This window comes from Sphingomonas sp. 77B (genome assembly GCF_056497825.1).
Map to the genome: position 1 here is coordinate 265,488 of NZ_JBWMBY010000001.1, position 15,606 is coordinate 281,093.

A 15,606-nucleotide genomic window follows, 5' to 3' on the forward strand; every position below is an offset into this window, starting at 1 on the left:
AGACTTACTTCGTCACGAGCACCCGCCCGAAGAAGGGTAGCACCTGTTCTTGAAACCGCACTCCGATCCGGTTCACATGGTCGCCGTCGTAAATCTCGAACTTATGGGCAATGCCATAACGATCGAGCGCTTCGTGCAGGGCTTGTGCATCGGCTTTCAGCCCGTCCTGCGAACCGACATCCAGCCCGATCGCGCGGTAGCTGCGCAGGGGCGTGACATATTGGTCGACAAAGGCGAGCGGCGTGTTGGCCAGCCATTTGGCGACGATGTCGTCGCGGGCCTTGCCGTCCTTGATAGGCAGATCGAGATAGAGCGGCGGGTTCTTCGGATTGGGCGACCAGGCGGCCGAGGCGGCGAGCATGGCGCGCTGGCCCCAGTTGAGCTTGGCTGACTCTGCGGGCGAGGTGAGGCCGGTCAGCAGCTTTTCGTCCGTCCCCTCGGGCCGTGCCATCGTGCGCGGCGACAGGCAGCAGGGGCTCATCATGTAGATCGCCCCGTACATGTCCGCATGCTTCATCCCGATGCGCGCAGTGCCATAGCCGCCCATCGAATGACCGGCCAGGCCTCGCGCGTCGCGACGCGGGATGGTGCGATAGCGCGCGTCGACCGCGGCGATCAGGTCATGGCTGATGAACCGCTCGAAATCACCCACCGTCTGTGACGAGGAATACATCGAGCCGTTGTGCATCGTCTTGCTGTCGGGGAAGACCAGGATCATCGGCGGGACTCCGCGCGCGAACGCACCCTCGACCGAAGCGGGGACGTGGATTTCCTTCGTCCATTGCTCCGCGCCGATCGAATAGCCGTGTAGCGCATAGACCACCGGATAGCGGCGGGTGCGGTTCCTGGCATAGTCGGGCGGCAGGACGACGACGACGTCGCGATCGGCGCTGTTGCCCTCCAGGTTGCCCTCGATCGCGGTGGAATGAAGCTTGATCCGCTCGACCGTGACCGGCTTGGCGCCCGGCACGACGGTGGGTTGCTGGGTCGTCACTTGAGCGGGTGCCGCCGCGATCGGCAGGAGCACGACACCGACGGCGAGCAGCCAGTGAGCGGGCGATAAGCGAAGGGCCAAGCGGGTCATCCTCTGTCCTGAAAGCGCGCCGACCTGAACGTGTCGGTCTTTGTAAGGGCGACCCGCGATGGGAGCGGCGGGGCCGGATATCTTTACCAACTATGCGGGCGTCTATCTTGTCAAGCGGAGGAATCCCTTGGCCTTCGACTTCGCTCAGGCTGACCGAAAGCGAAAAATGTCTCGTGCACCAAACTCCCTTCAGCCCGAGCGAAGTCGAAGGCCACGCCCCAAACCGTCCCATTGCAAAATACCGAACCGGCCTTGCATCCCGTATCCTGATAGCGCTATCGTTCAATCAAAGCTCCAAAGATGGGGCGCTTGGAGAGGAAAGCGATGAAGCGCTTGATGATGGCCAGCCTGGTGCTGGGTCTCGGCACCGCCGCCTGCGGGACGCAGCACACGGCCGATAATGCCGTGGCGGAAAACATGACGACGGCCTCGAACGATGCCAACCCGACGTCGCCCGATGGCCGCCATTACCTGTCTCAGCCGCTGGTGCGCGAGATTTTCACCGCCGACCCTTCCGCGCACGTCTGGCCGGACGGCAAGCTGTACATCTACCCCAGCCATGACGTACCGACCGACACGCCCAACGACGATCTGGGTAACCAGTATGCGATGCGCGACTACCGCGTGCTGCGCATGGATGAACCGGGTGGCAAGGTCACGGTCGGCCCCGTCGCGCTCGACGTGAAGGACGTGCCCTGGGCCTCGCAACAGATGTGGGCACCCGACGCCGCCTATAAGGACGGCACCTATTATCTCTACTTCCCGGCGCGCGATAAGACCAAGGACAAGAACGGTCTGGGCGCCTTCCGCATCGGCGTGGCCACCTCGAAGAACCCGATGGGCCCGTTCAAAGCCGAGCCGGAGGCGATCCCCGGCAGCTTCTCGATGGACCCGGCGGTGTTCCAGGATGCGGACGGAACCGCCTATATGTATTTCGGCGGCATCTGGGGCGGCCAGCTTCAGCGCTGGAAGGACGGCAAGTACGATCCGAACGGCAGCGACACCGATCTGAAGCAGGACGACCGGCCCGCTATCTCGGGCAAGATCGCCAAGATGAACCCGGACATGAAGACCTTCGCGGAGACCCCGCGCGACGTCGTGATCCTCGACGAAAAGGGCAAGCCGGTGCTGGGCGGCGACCATGACAAGCGCTTCTTCGAGGCGTCTTGGGTCTTCAAGCGCGACGGCAAATATTATTACACCTATTCGACCGGCGACACGCATTTCCTGAACTACGCGATCGGCACCAGCCCCTATGGTCCGTTCACCTATAAGGGCCATATCCTGAAGCCGGTGCAGGGCTGGACCACCCACCACTCGATCGTCGAGTGGAAGGGCAAGTGGTGGCTTTTCTACGCGGATACGCAATTGTCGGATAAGAACCACCTGCGTAACGTCAAGATGACCGAGTTGAAGTTCAACCCGGACGGGACGATCCCGACCATCGACCCGTTCGTGAAGTAAGGACGCGGGATGTTCCTTGGCATCGATATCGGCACGTCGGGCGTGAAGGCCGTCGTGCTGGACGAACATGGCGCGGTCGTGGGGCAGGGGACGGCGGCGCTGACCGTGCAGCGTCCCCAACCGCTCTGGTCCGAACAGGACCCGGAGGCCTGGTGGCAGGCGACGACTTCGGCCGTCCGTGCGATCGATCCGGCGGTGCGCCGGGCGGTGCGCGGTATTGGTCTCGCCGGGCAGATGCACGGCGCCACGCTGCTGGGTGCGGACGATCAGGTCCTGCGTCCCGGCATCTTGTGGAATGACGGGCGCAGCCATGCCGAGTGCGCGGAACTGGAGGCCAAGGCCCCCGATCTCCACCGGATCGCGGGCAACCTGGCGATGCCGGGCTTCACGGCACCCAAGCTGCTCTGGATGCAGCATCATGAGCCGGAAACGTTCTCGAAAATCCGTACGGTGTTGCTGCCCAAGGATTATGTCCGGCTGCGCATGACCGGCGAGAAGGCGTCGGACGTGTCGGACGCCGCCGGTACGCTGTGGCTGGACGTTGAGCGCCGCGAATGGAGCGACGACATCCTCGCCGCCACCGGCCTGACCCGCGATCAGATGCCGCAGGCGGTCGAGGGCACGGCACAGACCGGCCGTTTGCGCGCCGACGTCGCAGAGGCCTGGGGTATCGACGAAGTGCCGGTCGCGGGTGGCGGTGGCGACAATGCGGCCGGAGCCGCGGGCGTGGGCGTGGTCAAGGACGGCGACGCGCTATTGTCGCTGGGCACGTCGGGCGTGATCTTCGCCGCGACCAAGGAGTTCCGCCCCAATCCGGCGGGCGCGGTTCATGCCTTCTGCCACTGTCTGCCGAATATGTGGCACCAGATGTCGGTGCATCTGTCGGCGGCCGCCTGCATCGACTGGGTCGCGCGGTTGACGGGTACGCCCGGTGCGGCCGAGCTGTTCGCCCGCGCCGAAAGCGTCGGCCCGGCGAGTGGTCCGGAAATCTTCCTGCCCTATCTGTCCGGCGAGCGCACGCCGCACAACGATGCCGAGGTGCGCGGGGCGTTCCTGGGCCTCGACCATGACACCACGCCCGAGCGTCTGGCGCAGGCGGTGCTGGAGGGCGTGGCCTTCGCGCTGGCCGACGGCCTGTCGGTTCTGCGCGACGCCGGGACCGAGCTGTCGCAGCTGTCGGTCATCGGCGGCGGTGCGCGTTCCTCCTATTGGGGACAGACGCTGGCCGCCGCGCTGAACGTCGAGCTTGTCTATCTCAAGGGCGGCGAGGTCGGCCCGGCGCTGGGGGCGGCCCGTCTCGCCCAGCTGGCGGTCGATGGCGGCTCGCCGGAGCAGGTCTGCGCGCCGCCGCCCGTCAGCCATACCATCGCCCCCGACGCCGCGCTTGCCGAGCGTTTCGCCCCCAAGATCGCGCGCTTCCGCGACAGCTATTCCCGCATCACTCCGAGGAACCGTTAAATGGCTACCGACTTTTTCGCCGACATCCCGACGATCCGTTACGAGGGTCCGGACAGCGACAACGAACTCGCCTACCGCTTCTATGACAAGAACCGCGTCGTGCTGGGCAAGACGATGGAGGAGCATCTCCGCTTCGCCGCCTGCTTCTGGCACACCTTCTGCTGGCCGGGTTCGGACGTGTTCGGCGGCGGCACCTTCAATCGCCCCTGGCACGCAGGCGCAAACGACAGCGCGGCCGCCGCGCAAAAGCGGGAAGTGGCGTTCGACTTCTTCTCGAAGCTCGATGTTCCCTATTACTGCTTCCACGATGTCGACGTGATGGCCGATGCGCAGGGTGTCGCCGAACATCGCCGTTACTTCGCCGAAGCGGTCGATCACCTCGAAAAGCTGCAGGCCTCGTCGGGGCGCAGGCTGCTTTGGGGTACCGCCAATCTATTCAGCCACCCGCGTTTCGCCGCCGGTGGTGCGACCAACCCCGACCCCGAAGTCTATGCCTTTGGCGCAATGCAGGTCCGCGACGCGCTGGAAGCGACGCATCGCCTGGGCGGCGCGAACTATGTGCTGTGGGGTGGTCGCGAGGGTTACGAGACGCTGCTCAACACCAACATGAAGCGCGAGCTGGACAATCTCGGCCGCTTCCTGACCCTGGTCGTCGAGCACAAGCACAAGATCGGCTTCACCGGCACCATCCTGATCGAGCCGAAGCCGCACGAGCCGACCAAGCACCAGTACGACTTTGACACGGCGACGGTGTACGGCTTCCTCAAGGCGTACGGCCTCGAGAACGAAGTGAAGGTTAATATCGAGGCGAACCACGCCACGCTGGCGGGCCACACCTTCGAGCATGAGATCGCGACGGCGGGCGCACTCGGCATCTTCGGGTCGATCGACGCCAATCGCGGCGATCACCAGAATGGCTGGGACACCGATCAATTCCCGAACTCGGTCGAGGAACTGACGCTGGCGGTGCTGGAGATCATCCGGGCGGGCGGCTTCACCACCGGCGGCTTCAACTTCGACGCCAAGGTGCGTCGCCAGTCGATGGACGCGGTCGACCTGTTCCACGGCCATGTCGGCGGGATCGACGTCGTCGCCAAGGGCCTGCTGAACGCCGCCGCGCTGATCGAGGACGGCCGCCTGGATGCGATCAAGTCCGAGCGCTATGCCGGTTGGGATGGTGATTTCGGCCAGCAGATCGGTGGCCTCGACCTCGCGGGGATCGCCGACCTCGCCGAACAAAAGGCGATCGACCCGAAGCCCCGTTCGGGTCGTCAGGAGCGGATCGAGAACCTCGTCAACCGCATCGTCCACTCGGGCAAGTAAGGCGGGGCGGGCCGGGATTTTTCCGGCCCGTTTTCCGTGACGAAAGGGGCGCATCCGTTCGGTCGGATGCGCCCCTTTTTGTTGCTCGGGTACCAACGCTCCGTTCAGTCTGAGCGTAGTCGAAGGCAACGGGAACAGCCTCGCACACTGGCGACTGGATTCCCTTGGCCTTCGACTTCGCTCAGGCCGAACAGGGTTAAGGTTGCTTAGATAACTCCGTGCGCCACCATATCCCGCAACGCCTCATGGAACGTCGCGATCGCCGCCAGATTGAACCCGGCGATGTTGATGCGTCCCGACCCGGCCATGTAGATCGCATGACGATCGCGCAGCCATTCCACTTGGCTGGGCGAAAGCGGCAGCGTGGCGAACATGCCCTTGCCATGCGCCACTGCACCCAGATCGATGGTCCCGATCCGGCCCCCCGCGGCCAGGGCGGCGCGCAGGCTTTCCAGCCGCTGGCGCATCGTCTCCAACTCGTCGCGCCACTCGGCGGTCAGGCCTTCATCCTCCAGGATGATACGGACGATCGCGGCACCATGATCCGGCGGCATCGACCAGTTGGCGCGCGCCAGGGCGAGGAGGTTGGAGAACACCGTCGCACCGCTTTCCCGATCCGGCGCAAGGGCGAACAGCGCGCCCGTGCGCTCGCGATACAGCCCAAAATTCTTGTCGCAGGAATAGGCGAGCAGAGCCTCGGGTACCGCCGCCAGGATCGTGCGGGCACCCTCGGCATCGATATCGAAGCCATCGCCAAGTCCCTGATAGGCGAGGTCGACGACCGGCAACAGACCTCCCTCGGCGACGCGCGACGCAATGGCCTTCCAGCCCGCCGTGTCGGGATCAATCCCGATCGGGTTGTGGCAGCATCCGTGCAAAAGCACAGCATCACCCACCGCCGACTGGTCCAGCCCGGCCAGGAAGCCGTCGAGGTTGAAGCTCTGGCTGTCCAGATCGTAACAGGGGATCATCGCCGGTTCGACGCCAGCCTGACGGAACAGTGGGGCGTGGTTCGCCCAGCTCGGGCTGCCGATCCAGATACGCGGGACACCCGCCCGCGCCAGCAGCTCGGCGGACAGGCGCAGCGCGCCGGTCCCCCCCGGCGTCTGGAGGCCGACGACCCGGTCGGCGGTGACGGCATCATCTAGCACCAACCTGGCCAGCGCCCGGACGAAGCCGATATCACCCTCCGGCCCGAGATAGGATTTGCTCGACTGTTCGGCCAGCAATCGTGTCTCGGCCGCCTTGACCGCGGTCATGACGGGGGTCCGTCCGTCTTCGTCGCGAAACACGCCGACGCCCAGGTCGATCTTTTGGGCGCGCGGGTCGGCGGCGTGTTGGCCGATGATCCGCAGCAAGGGGTCGTCGGGCTGACGGGTGAGAGTGGCGAAACGCATGGCAGGGCCTCTTGGACAGAAAGGCGCGCACCATAGGGTTTCGCACTGAAAAGGGAATGACGGATGCCCTTTGTTCGCATGGGCTGTTCTGTGATGCGGCGATCCATGCCGAACAAGCCTGAACGACCGGGCAAATCGATGGTGACGTAACGCCTATTCGCCACGCCCCGGCTTATTTTTTCGTCCAGCGCACGAAAATCGCCCGATATTGATATGCATTATGGAGCGTGCCGGACGGTTGTTCGTAGACCTTCGGTACGGAACCGTTTCGGCATTGCCCGATCCGTCCGCCATGACCGTGATGGCGGATCGACTCTTCTCTGCATGACCCCGGTGGCGTTCCTCGCGTCATCGACCTTGTCGCGTGGCCAAAGCCGATGCGTGGCAAACTGAGGATATTTGCGATGAACTTATCCCGATCCCTGCCGTACAGCCCGTCGCACGATGACGGCCTTATCGATCATCGATCCGCACGGCTGTCGGCGGAAGGCAAGCCGTGACTATGACGCTTAATCGCGACCCGGCGTCGGTTTCGCCAGCTTTGATCCGTATGTCACGCCTGACCGCGTCGGATGGCGCATCGGTACAGGCCGTAAAGGAAGCGATTGCGCGCCCGCAGCAATTCCGGCCGCGTCGCGACCTGATGGTCGAGGGACGCGACATTGGCGGCCCGCAGCTGATCCTGTCGGGTTGGGCGGCGCGGGTCCGTCTCCTTCTCGACGGGCGACGGCAGTTCCTGAATTTCCTGCTGCCGGGTGATTTCGTCGGACTCTACCATCACCGGCGGCCGATCGCGCCGACGAGCATCATCACCCTGACCGACGTGACGACGTGCGTACCGCCGGAGCTTGGTACGCTGCCCGCGCTCGACGAAGCCTATGCCGTCGCCCAGGCGATGGACGAGGCCTATCTGCTCGCCCAGATCGCGCGGCTGGGCCGGATGAACGCGATGGAGCGGATCGCGGACCTGATGCTCGAGCTGTACGAGCGGCTCGCGATGAGCGACCTGACCCATGGCCGCAGTTTCGACCTGCCGATCACCCAAGAGACGCTGGCCGACGCGCTGGGACTGACGGCGGTGCATGTGAACCGCATGCTCCAAGCGGCAAGGCGTGCCGGCGACCTCATCTGGTCGTCGCGTTCGATGACGATTCCCGATCCTAAGTCGCTGGCCCGCAAGGTCGGCCGTGCGCAGATCCGGGTGACCGGCAATTGACCGGAAAAGTTGGTTGATGTGTATCAAGATGCTGTAAAAACATGACAAAATGAGGAACATCGCGCCTCATCCAAACGCTGTCCGGGCAGGGAATGAGGAGAATGGCTTATGCCGGACATGGCCGACAGACCCCATGACGACGCGCCTGTGTCGACGTCCAAGGATAGCGACGCGGCCGTCAGGATCGCCACTGCCGAGGCGGTGGAGGCGCGCGGCGACAGCTTTGCCGGATGGGCGGTGACGATCAATCGCCCGTCCGCTGAACTCTATGCTTGGTGGCGTGACTTCTCCAACCTGGCGAGGGTGATGGAGAATGTCGAGCGGGTCGATATGCTCGACGACAAGCGATCGCACTGGGTGGTCAAGGCCCCCGGCGGTACCCATGTCGAATGGGATGCGATCGTCACCGAAGAGCGTGAGGGTGCGCTGATCGCCTGGGCCTCGGCGGAAGGGGCGGACATCGCCAATTCGGGCTATGTGACGTTCCAGGACGCAGGAGCGCGCGGGACCGTGGTGACCGCGACCATCCTTTACGATCCGCCCGCAGGCATGATCGGCAAGCTGGTCGCCAAGCTGTTCCAGCGCGAACCCAATATCCAGGTCCGCCGTGACCTCGCCCGCTTCAAGCAGCTGATGGAGACCGGCGAGGTCGCCACCAATGCGATGAACCCCAAACAGCGTGAGGAGCAGGACGCATGAAAGCGCTGACTTGGCATGGCAAGCATGACGTCCGCATCGACAATGTTGACGACCCGGAAATCGTCAATCCCCGCGACGCGATCATCAAGGTGACGGCGACCGCCATCTGCGGCTCCGATCTTCACCTCTATGACGGCTATATCCCGACGATGCAGTCTGGCGACATACTCGGTCATGAGTTCATGGGCGAGGTGGTCGAGACCGGATCGGGCTCCACGCTGAAGAAGGGGCAGAAGGTCGTGGTGCCGTTCACCATCGCCTGTGGTTCCTGCTATCATTGCGGCAAGCATCAATATTCGGGGTGCGAGAATGGCAACCCGGCCGACAATCAGGATATCGCGCGCGAACTGTACGGCCACCCGATGGCGGCGCTGTTCGGCTATAGCCACATGACCGGCGGCTATGCGGGTGGGCAGGCGGAATATGTGCGCGTTCCGTTCAGCGATACCGGGCCGATCGTCATCCCAGACGGGGTTGAGGACGAGAAGGTACTTTTCCTGTCCGACATCCTGCCCACCGGCTGGATGGCGGCGGAGAATGCCGAGATCGAGCCGGGCGACACGGTCGCCGTCTGGGGCTGCGGCCCGGTCGGGCTGTTCGCGGTCCAATCGGCGTTTCTGATGGGGGCCGAGCGGGTGATCGCGATCGATCATTTCCCGCACCGGCTGGAACTGGCGCGCAAGTTCGGCGCAGAGACGATCAATTACGAGCAGACCGCGACCTATGACGCGTTGATGCAGATGACCGGCGGGATCGGTCCCGATGCGGTGATCGACTCGGTCGGGCTGGAAGCGCACGGGCTGTTCGTCGACAACGCGATCGACCAGATCAAGGCGTCGACCTTCCTCGGGACCGATCGCATCCATGCCATCCGACAGGCCATCATCGCCTGTCGCAAGGGCGGCCGCGTGTCGATGCCCGCCGTCTATGGCGGCTTCGTCGACAAGTTCCCGCTGGGCGCGGTGATGCAGAAGGGGCTGACGCTTAAGACCGGGCAGACCCATGTCCAGCATTATCTGCCTGGCCTGCTCGACGCGATCATGGAGGGGAAGATCGATACGACCTTCCTGATCTCGCACCGGATGCCGCTCGAACAGGCGCCCGAGGGCTATCGCATGTTCCACGGCCAGCAGAACGACGTGACCAAGATCGTGCTGAAGCCCGGTCAATAAGGAGCCACGCCATGGCCAATAAATTCGCAATCGTGACGGGTGCCTCGACCGGCATCGGCTATCATCTGGCGGCTTGCGCGGCGCGCGACGGCTATGACCTGCTGATCGTCGCCGACGAACCCGCCATCCACACCGCCGCCAGCAAACTGTCCGCCGAGGGCGCCCAGGTGCGGGCGGTCGAGGCCGACCTGTCGACGTTGGAAGGTGTCGATACGCTGCTCGCCGCCGCCGATGGTCGAACCATCAATGTATTGTGTGCCAATGCGGGCAACAGCAAGGGCGGGGCGTTCCTCGACCAGTCGGTCGACGACTGGCGGCGCTCGGTCGACACCAACGTCACCGGCACCGTCTATCTGCTCCAGCGGGTGCTGACGGCGATGGTCCAGCGCGGTGAAGGCAAGGTGCTGGTGACGGGGTCGATCGTCGGCTTTATCCCCGGCCCGTTCAACGCGATCTATAACGCGACCAAAGCCTTCATCGACAATTTCACCGAGGCGCTGCGCAACGAGCTGAAGGACGAGAAGGGCGTGACCCTGACCACCCTGATGCCGGGCCCGACCGAGACCGAGTTTTTCGCCCGTGCCGACATGCTCGACACCGATGTCGGGCAAAGCGAGAAAGACGATCCCGCCGAGGTCGCCCAAAAGGGCTGGGACGCGATGAAGGCGGGCGAGGGCCACATCACCACCGGCCTGAAGAACAAGCTGCAGGTCGCGGGCTCCGGCATCGTGCCCCAGTCGGTGCTGGCCGAAGCACACCGCAAGATCGCCGAGCCCGGCTCGGCCGACCGCTGAAACCCCAAACGAGGAGACGGATCATGGGCCTGTTTACCAAGGACATCGCGACGCTGAACGACCTGTTCGTCCATCAGCTTCAGGACATCTACTATGCCGAACACCAGATCACCAAGGCGCTGCCCAAGATGATCGAGAAGGCGACCGACCCGCAGCTGAAGGCCGGGTTCGAGCAGCATCTTCGCGAAACCGAGGGACAGATCCGGCGGCTGGAACAGGTGTTCGAGATGCACGGGCAGACACCTAAGGCGGTCACCTGCCCGGCGATCGACGGCATCATCAAGGAAGCGAACGAAGTTGCGGGTGAAGTGGCCGACAAGCGCGTGCTGGACGCAGCCCTGATCGCGGCGGCGCAGGCTGTCGAACATTATGAGATCGCCCGCTACGGCACGCTCGTCGCCTGGGCGCGGCAGCTCGGGCGCAGCGACTGCGCGGCGATCCTCGACGAGACGTTGGCCGAGGAAAAGGCGACCAACGAAAAGCTCACCGGCATGGCCGAAGGCGGAGCGAATGCGGCGGCGGAAGCCGCCCAGCCCGTTTGAGGTCACGGGCATCGTCGTCGGCGCCCTTCCCGACGGCGATGCCCCATTGGGCGGTCAGTGGGCGATATGTGTGACGCCCAGCATCAGTGCGATGCCCGCCAGCGTCGCCAGACTGGTCCGAAGGCGCGGGTCGAGCGACTGGCTGCGCGGCACCAGTTCGCAGGCGCCGATATAGAGGAAGATTCCGGCGAACAGCGCCATCAGCGGCGCCAGCATGCTCGCCGGGATCGACAGGCCGAGGCCGATCAGCACGCCCAGCATCGGCGCGATGCCGTTCAGCACTAGCCAGCGCCGCGCCGCCGCTTCCGTCCGCGCCGCCAGGCTGAGGCTGACCGTATTGACCCCATCCGCGACATCATGGGTCAGCACGGCCAGCGCGATCATCCACCCCGCCGCCGTATCGATCTGAAAGGCGATACCGATGCCGAGCCCGTCCATCAGGCTGTGCAGGCAGAGCATGGCGGGCCCCAGATCGCCACGCCAGGAAGCGGCCGCCGCGCGTGGTATCCGGGCAAGCACCCGGTCGAGCAGCATATAGCCGCCCAGTCCCATGGCACTGAAGGCCATCATCGCGCGGATCGTCCAGCGATCCCCCGCCAGATCCAATGCCTCGGGCAACAGATCGAACAAAGCCACGCCGACCACGATTCCGGCGGTCACGCCCAGCACCAGACCGATGCGATGACGCAGCCGCAGCGCCAGCAACCCGCCCGCCAGCGTGGCGAGCATGGCGGCAAAGCCGAAGGCGAGGGGAACGAGGGTCATGGAAGTGTCCGCACGACAAGAGCGACGGGAAATGGGTGCGGCATCATCGACCCATGAACCAAGCCATGAGACGTTACAAGGTCACATTTATACAACCTGTATCGATCCGCCTCAACCCCGCGCGATCGCCTCCAACACGATCGCCGCCACTTCCTTTCGGCAGATCAGGAGGTCGGGCAGTAGCGGGTTGCGGCAATTATAGACTAGCGGACTGCCGTCGATGCGTGAGGCATGGAGCCCGGCCGCGAGCGCGACGGCGGCGGGGGCGCAATTGTCCCACTCATATTGCCCGCCGTCATGCAGATAGACGTCCGCACGGCCCTCGACCACCGCCATCGCCTTGGCGCCGGCCGAACCCATGGGGATCATGATCGCGCCCAGCCGGTCGCCGACGCAATGTGCGATATCAGGCGCGCGGCTGCGGCTGACGACGACGCGCAATCCCGCCGGGCAGGGGGGATGTGCGGGAGGCAAGTCGTCGGTCGCGAAGACCTGATCGCGATCGGGCACCGACACCGCGCCTAGCGCGGGGCGGCCGTCAACGGCCAGGCCGATATGCACCGCCCACTCGGTCGACCCGCTGGCATATTCGCGAGTGCCGTCCAAAGGATCGACGATCCAGACGCGGCTGGCCGCACAACGAGCGCGATCGTCGACCGACTCCTCCGACAGGATGAAGTCGTTGGGCCGCGCGGCGCGCAGCCGATCGAGGATCAGCGTATTCGCATCCCGATCGCCCATCGCACCCAGGGCCTTGCCCTCCAGCCCGCTCGAGGCGCGGAGGGACTTGAGCAGTTCGCCCGCCTCGATGGCGACCGAGCGAGCCAGTTCGGCGTCGGTCACAGGTCGTAACTCCAGATGCCCAGCACATGCTCGACGATCCGGGAAGCGGCCTGTTCCGCCGTCTCCTTCGTCGTGTCGATCCGAAGCTCGGGCCGCTCAGACGCTTCATAGGGGCTGGAGATGCCGGTGAACTCGGCGATCTCGCCGGCACGCGCCTTGGCGTAGAGGCCCTTCACATCCCGATCCTCGGCGACATCCAGAGGCGTGTCGACGAAGATCTCGACAAATTCGTCTTGCGGAAGCAGCGCGCGGACCATGTCGCGCTCGGCCTTAAAAGGCGAGATGAAGGCGGTCAGCACGATCAGCCCGGCATCGGCCATCAGCTTGGCGACCTCGCCCACGCGGCGGATATTCTCGACGCGGCCCGCCTCCGAGAAGTCGAGATCGCGGTTCAGACCGTGGCGGATATTGTCGCCGTCCAGCAGGAAGCTGTGGCGGCCCATGGCGTGCAGCTTCTGCTCGACCATGTTGGCGATGGTCGACTTGCCCGAACCCGACAGGCCGGTGAACCACAGGACCTTGGGGGACTGGCCCTTTTGCCGGGCATGGGCTTCGCGCGTCACCACGGCGGACTGCCAATGGACGTTCTGGGTGCGACGCAGCGCATGGTCGATCATGCCCGCCGCGACCGTTGCATTCGTCGCGCGGTCGATCAGGATAAAGCCGCCCAGGGCGCTGCCCTTGTCGTAAGCCTCGAACACGATCGGGCGGTCGGCATAGACTTCGGCCAGTCCGATATCGTTGAGCGCCAGCGTTTCGGCCGGGCGTTCCTCCTGGCTGTTGACGTCGATGACATGGCGGGGCGGCTGCACGGTCGCGCCGACCAGTTGCGTGCCCAGCTTCAGCGAATAGCTTCGTCCCTGCACCAGCGGCGCATCGGCCATCCAGACGATCTTGGCGACGAACTGGTCGGCTATCTCGGGCGGGTCCTCTGCTGCCGCAATGACGTCGCCGCGCGAGCAGTCGACCTCTTCGGCCAGCACCAGCGTCACCGCCTCGCCCGCGATCGCCTGGTCCCGGTCGCCGTCATAGGTGACGATCCGCGCGATGCTGGTCGTCTTGCCCGATGGTGCGATCCGCACCCGGTCACCAACCGAGACGCGGCCGCTGGCGATCAGTCCGGTAAAGCCTCGGAAGTCGAGGTCGGGCCGGTTGACCCACTGCACCGGCATGCGGAACGACGCCGCCGCCGCCCGGTCGCCGTCGATCGCGACCGTCTCCAGATGAGGCAGGAGCGCCGGGCCCTCATACCAAGGCATGTCGGGCGAGCGGGTGGTGATGTTCGCGCCGGTCAGACCCGACAGCGGAATGGGTGTGAACCGATCGATCCCGATGGTCTTCGCAAAGGCCGCATAGTCGGCGACGATCGCGTCGAAGACCGACTGGTCATGGCCGACCAGATCCATCTTGTTGACCGCCAGCACGATCTCCTTGATCCCGACCAGATGCGCCAGATAGCTGTGCCGCCGCGTCTGGGTCAGCACGCCTTTTCGCGCGTCGATCAGGATCACCGCCAGATCGGCGGTCGAGGCGCCGGTCACCATGTTGCGGGTGTACTGTTCGTGGCCCGGCGTATCGGCGACGATGAACTTGCGCTTCTCGGTTGCGAAGAAGCGATAGGCGACGTCGATCGTGATGCCCTGCTCGCGTTCGGCGGCAAGGCCATCGACCAGCAGCGCGAAGTCGATATTCTGCCCCTGCGTGCCGACGCGGCGACTGTCTGCCTCCAGCTGGCTCAGCTGGTCCTCGAAGATCGTCTTCGAGTCATACAGCAGCCGTCCGATCAGCGTCGACTTGCCGTCATCGACCGAGCCACAGGTGATGAAGCGCAGCATCGACTTGGCGGCGTGGGTGGCGAGGTAGGCGTCGATATCGGCGGCGATCAGCGCATCGGGTTGATAGGCGGTCATTTCAGAAATACCCCTCGCGCTTCTTCTTCTCCATGCTGGCCGCCTGATCGTGGTCGATCGCGCGTCCCTGCCGCTCGGACGTGGTGGTCAGCAGCATTTCCTGGATCACTTCGGACAGGGTGGCCGCCTCGCTCTCGACCGCGCCCGTCAGCGGGTAGCAGCCGAGCGTGCGGAACCGGATCGAGCGTTCGACCGGCACCTCGCCGGGCTTCAGGCGGAAACGGTCGTCGTCGACCATCAGCAGCATCCCGTCGCGCTCCACCGTCGGGCGGGGGGCGGCGAAATAGAGGGGCACGATCTCGATGCCCTCTTGCAGGATATACTGCCAGATATCGAGTTCGGTCCAGTTGGATAGCGGGAAGACGCGGATGCTCTCCCCCTTGTGGATTCGGCTGTTGTACAGGTTCCACAGCTCGGGCCGCTGTGCCTTGGGGTCCCAGCCATGCGCGGCCGAGCGGAAGGAGAAGACGCGTTCCTTGGCGCGACTCTTCTCCTCGTCACGTCGCGCGCCGCCGAACGCCGCGTCGTATCCGCCTGCGGTCAGCGCCTGTTTCAGCCCCTCGGTCTTCCACATGTCCGTATGACGGCTGCCATGGTCGAACGGGTTGATGCCCAGCCCCTCGGCCTCCGGATTGCGGTGGACGATCAACTCCATCCCCGCCGCCTCGGCCGCACGGTTGCGCAGCTCGTACATGGCCTGGAATTTCCAGGTCGTATCGACATGCAACAGCGGGAAGGGCGGGCGCGCCGGAAAAAACGCCTTCTTGGCCAGATGCAGCATCACGGCCGAATCCTTGCCGACCGAATAGAGCATCACCGGACGCTCGGTCTCGGCGACGACTTCGCGCAGGATATGGATGCTCTCGGCTTCGAGGCGTTGCAGGTGGGTAAGGCCAGTCATCGGATTGTCAGATAATGTCGCCAGCGAACCGTGCGACC

14 protein-coding genes are annotated in these 15,606 nt (G+C 64.7%); 8 read left to right on the top strand and 6 right to left on the bottom strand.

The features are described 5' to 3' along the window. Window positions 1-4: 4 nt before the first annotated feature. Window positions 5-1,084 carry an alpha/beta hydrolase gene (locus tag AC1GI4_RS01220; RefSeq protein ID WP_479628254.1) on the bottom strand — a complete coding sequence of 360 codons (1,080 nt, stop codon included), beginning with the start codon at window positions 1,082-1,084 and terminating at the stop codon, window positions 5-7. A gap of 417 nt (window positions 1,085-1,501) precedes the next feature. Between AC1GI4_RS01220 and AC1GI4_RS01225 the strand changes: the two genes are divergently transcribed. From AC1GI4_RS01225 to xylA, 3 genes are read left to right on the top strand one after another with little or no spacing between them, the layout of a single operon-like run. Continuing rightward, window positions 1,502-2,548 (top strand): glycoside hydrolase family 43 protein, encoded by a 1,047-nt coding sequence (locus tag AC1GI4_RS01225; protein WP_479630322.1) that lies wholly within the window; start codon window positions 1,502-1,504, stop codon window positions 2,546-2,548. 9 nt (window positions 2,549-2,557) lie between these two features. Further along, window positions 2,558-4,006 (top strand): xylulokinase, encoded by a 1,449-nt coding sequence (xylB, locus tag AC1GI4_RS01230; protein WP_479628255.1) that lies wholly within the window; start codon window positions 2,558-2,560, stop codon window positions 4,004-4,006. After that, window positions 4,007-5,329 carry a xylose isomerase gene (gene xylA, locus AC1GI4_RS01235; RefSeq protein ID WP_479628256.1) on the top strand — a complete coding sequence of 441 codons (1,323 nt, stop codon included), beginning with the start codon at window positions 4,007-4,009 and terminating at the stop codon, window positions 5,327-5,329. A gap of 206 nt (window positions 5,330-5,535) precedes the next feature. Here the strand turns inward: xylA and AC1GI4_RS01240 are convergent, their stop codons facing one another. Continuing rightward, the gene (locus AC1GI4_RS01240) at window positions 5,536-6,726 is read right to left on the bottom strand and encodes an amino acid aminotransferase (protein ID WP_479628257.1); all 1,191 of its coding nucleotides are present in this window, start codon (window positions 6,724-6,726) and stop codon (window positions 5,536-5,538) included. A gap of 550 nt (window positions 6,727-7,276) precedes the next feature. On the opposite strand from AC1GI4_RS01240, the gene AC1GI4_RS01245 reads away from it, so the two are divergent. The 5 genes from AC1GI4_RS01245 to AC1GI4_RS01265 all read left to right on the top strand — a co-directional run bounded on the left by AC1GI4_RS01245 (window position 7,277) and on the right by AC1GI4_RS01265 (window position 11,149). Further along, a complete protein-coding gene (locus AC1GI4_RS01245; protein WP_479628258.1) occupies window positions 7,277-7,942 on the top strand; it encodes a Crp/Fnr family transcriptional regulator in 666 nt (221 codons plus the stop codon). 117 nt (window positions 7,943-8,059) lie between these two features. Then, the gene (locus tag AC1GI4_RS01250) at window positions 8,060-8,641 is read left to right on the top strand and encodes an SRPBCC family protein (RefSeq protein ID WP_479628259.1); all 582 of its coding nucleotides are present in this window, start codon (window positions 8,060-8,062) and stop codon (window positions 8,639-8,641) included. Then, window positions 8,638-9,813 (top strand): zinc-dependent alcohol dehydrogenase, encoded by a 1,176-nt coding sequence (locus AC1GI4_RS01255; protein ID WP_479628260.1) that lies wholly within the window; start codon window positions 8,638-8,640, stop codon window positions 9,811-9,813. Before AC1GI4_RS01250 ends, AC1GI4_RS01255 begins: the two co-directional genes overlap by 4 nt. A gap of 11 nt (window positions 9,814-9,824) precedes the next feature. After that, window positions 9,825-10,607, top strand: coding sequence for an SDR family NAD(P)-dependent oxidoreductase (locus AC1GI4_RS01260; RefSeq protein ID WP_479628261.1), 783 nt, complete (start codon window positions 9,825-9,827; stop codon window positions 10,605-10,607). A gap of 23 nt (window positions 10,608-10,630) precedes the next feature. Then, window positions 10,631-11,149, top strand: coding sequence for a YciE/YciF ferroxidase family protein (locus tag AC1GI4_RS01265; RefSeq protein ID WP_479628262.1), 519 nt, complete (start codon window positions 10,631-10,633; stop codon window positions 11,147-11,149). A 54-nt stretch (window positions 11,150-11,203) separates the two neighbouring features. Here AC1GI4_RS01265 and AC1GI4_RS01270 read toward each other — a convergent pair whose 3' ends face one another. The 4 genes from AC1GI4_RS01270 to cysD all read right to left on the bottom strand — a co-directional run bounded on the left by AC1GI4_RS01270 (window position 11,204) and on the right by cysD (window position 15,568). Next, window positions 11,204-11,914, bottom strand: a complete 711-nt coding sequence (locus tag AC1GI4_RS01270; RefSeq protein WP_479628263.1) for a ZIP family metal transporter — start codon at window positions 11,912-11,914, stop codon at window positions 11,204-11,206. Between the two features lie 111 nt (window positions 11,915-12,025). Next, window positions 12,026-12,757, bottom strand: coding sequence for a 3'(2'),5'-bisphosphate nucleotidase CysQ (locus AC1GI4_RS01275; RefSeq protein WP_479628264.1), 732 nt, complete (start codon window positions 12,755-12,757; stop codon window positions 12,026-12,028). Continuing rightward, complete coding sequence (cysN, locus tag AC1GI4_RS01280) at window positions 12,754-14,667, bottom strand: sulfate adenylyltransferase subunit CysN (protein ID WP_479628265.1); 1,914 nt, start codon at window positions 14,665-14,667, stop codon at window positions 12,754-12,756. The genes AC1GI4_RS01275 and cysN overlap by 4 nt, the downstream gene beginning before the upstream one ends. Before the next feature lies 1 nt (window position 14,668). Next, the gene (cysD, locus tag AC1GI4_RS01285) at window positions 14,669-15,568 is read right to left on the bottom strand and encodes a sulfate adenylyltransferase subunit CysD (RefSeq protein ID WP_479628266.1); all 900 of its coding nucleotides are present in this window, start codon (window positions 15,566-15,568) and stop codon (window positions 14,669-14,671) included. Between the last annotated feature and the right edge of the window lie 38 nt (window positions 15,569-15,606).

What these genes read in the sequence shown, in the direction of transcription:
- cysN (WP_479628265.1), bottom strand. Translation starts at nt 14,667, where the DNA reads ATGACCGCCTATCAACCCGATGCGCTGATCGCCGCCGATATCGACGCC.
- AC1GI4_RS01270 (WP_479628263.1), bottom strand. Translation starts at nt 11,914, where the DNA reads ATGACCCTCGTTCCCCTCGCCTTCGGCTTTGCCGCCATGCTCGCCACG.
- AC1GI4_RS01225 (WP_479630322.1), top strand. Translation starts at nt 1,502, where the DNA reads ATGACGACGGCCTCGAACGATGCCAACCCGACGTCGCCCGATGGCCGC.
- AC1GI4_RS01260 (WP_479628261.1), top strand. Translation starts at nt 9,825, where the DNA reads ATGGCCAATAAATTCGCAATCGTGACGGGTGCCTCGACCGGCATCGGC.
- AC1GI4_RS01220 (WP_479628254.1), bottom strand. Translation starts at nt 1,084, where the DNA reads ATGACCCGCTTGGCCCTTCGCTTATCGCCCGCTCACTGGCTGCTCGCC.
- xylA (WP_479628256.1), top strand. Translation starts at nt 4,007, where the DNA reads ATGGCTACCGACTTTTTCGCCGACATCCCGACGATCCGTTACGAGGGT.
- AC1GI4_RS01240 (WP_479628257.1), bottom strand. Translation starts at nt 6,726, where the DNA reads ATGCGTTTCGCCACTCTCACCCGTCAGCCCGACGACCCCTTGCTGCGG.
- cysD (WP_479628266.1), bottom strand. Translation starts at nt 15,568, where the DNA reads ATGACTGGCCTTACCCACCTGCAACGCCTCGAAGCCGAGAGCATCCAT.
- xylB (WP_479628255.1), top strand. Translation starts at nt 2,558, where the DNA reads ATGTTCCTTGGCATCGATATCGGCACGTCGGGCGTGAAGGCCGTCGTG.
- AC1GI4_RS01245 (WP_479628258.1), top strand. Translation starts at nt 7,277, where the DNA reads ATGTCACGCCTGACCGCGTCGGATGGCGCATCGGTACAGGCCGTAAAG.
- AC1GI4_RS01250 (WP_479628259.1), top strand. Translation starts at nt 8,060, where the DNA reads ATGGCCGACAGACCCCATGACGACGCGCCTGTGTCGACGTCCAAGGAT.
- AC1GI4_RS01255 (WP_479628260.1), top strand. Translation starts at nt 8,638, where the DNA reads ATGAAAGCGCTGACTTGGCATGGCAAGCATGACGTCCGCATCGACAAT.
- AC1GI4_RS01265 (WP_479628262.1), top strand. Translation starts at nt 10,631, where the DNA reads ATGGGCCTGTTTACCAAGGACATCGCGACGCTGAACGACCTGTTCGTC.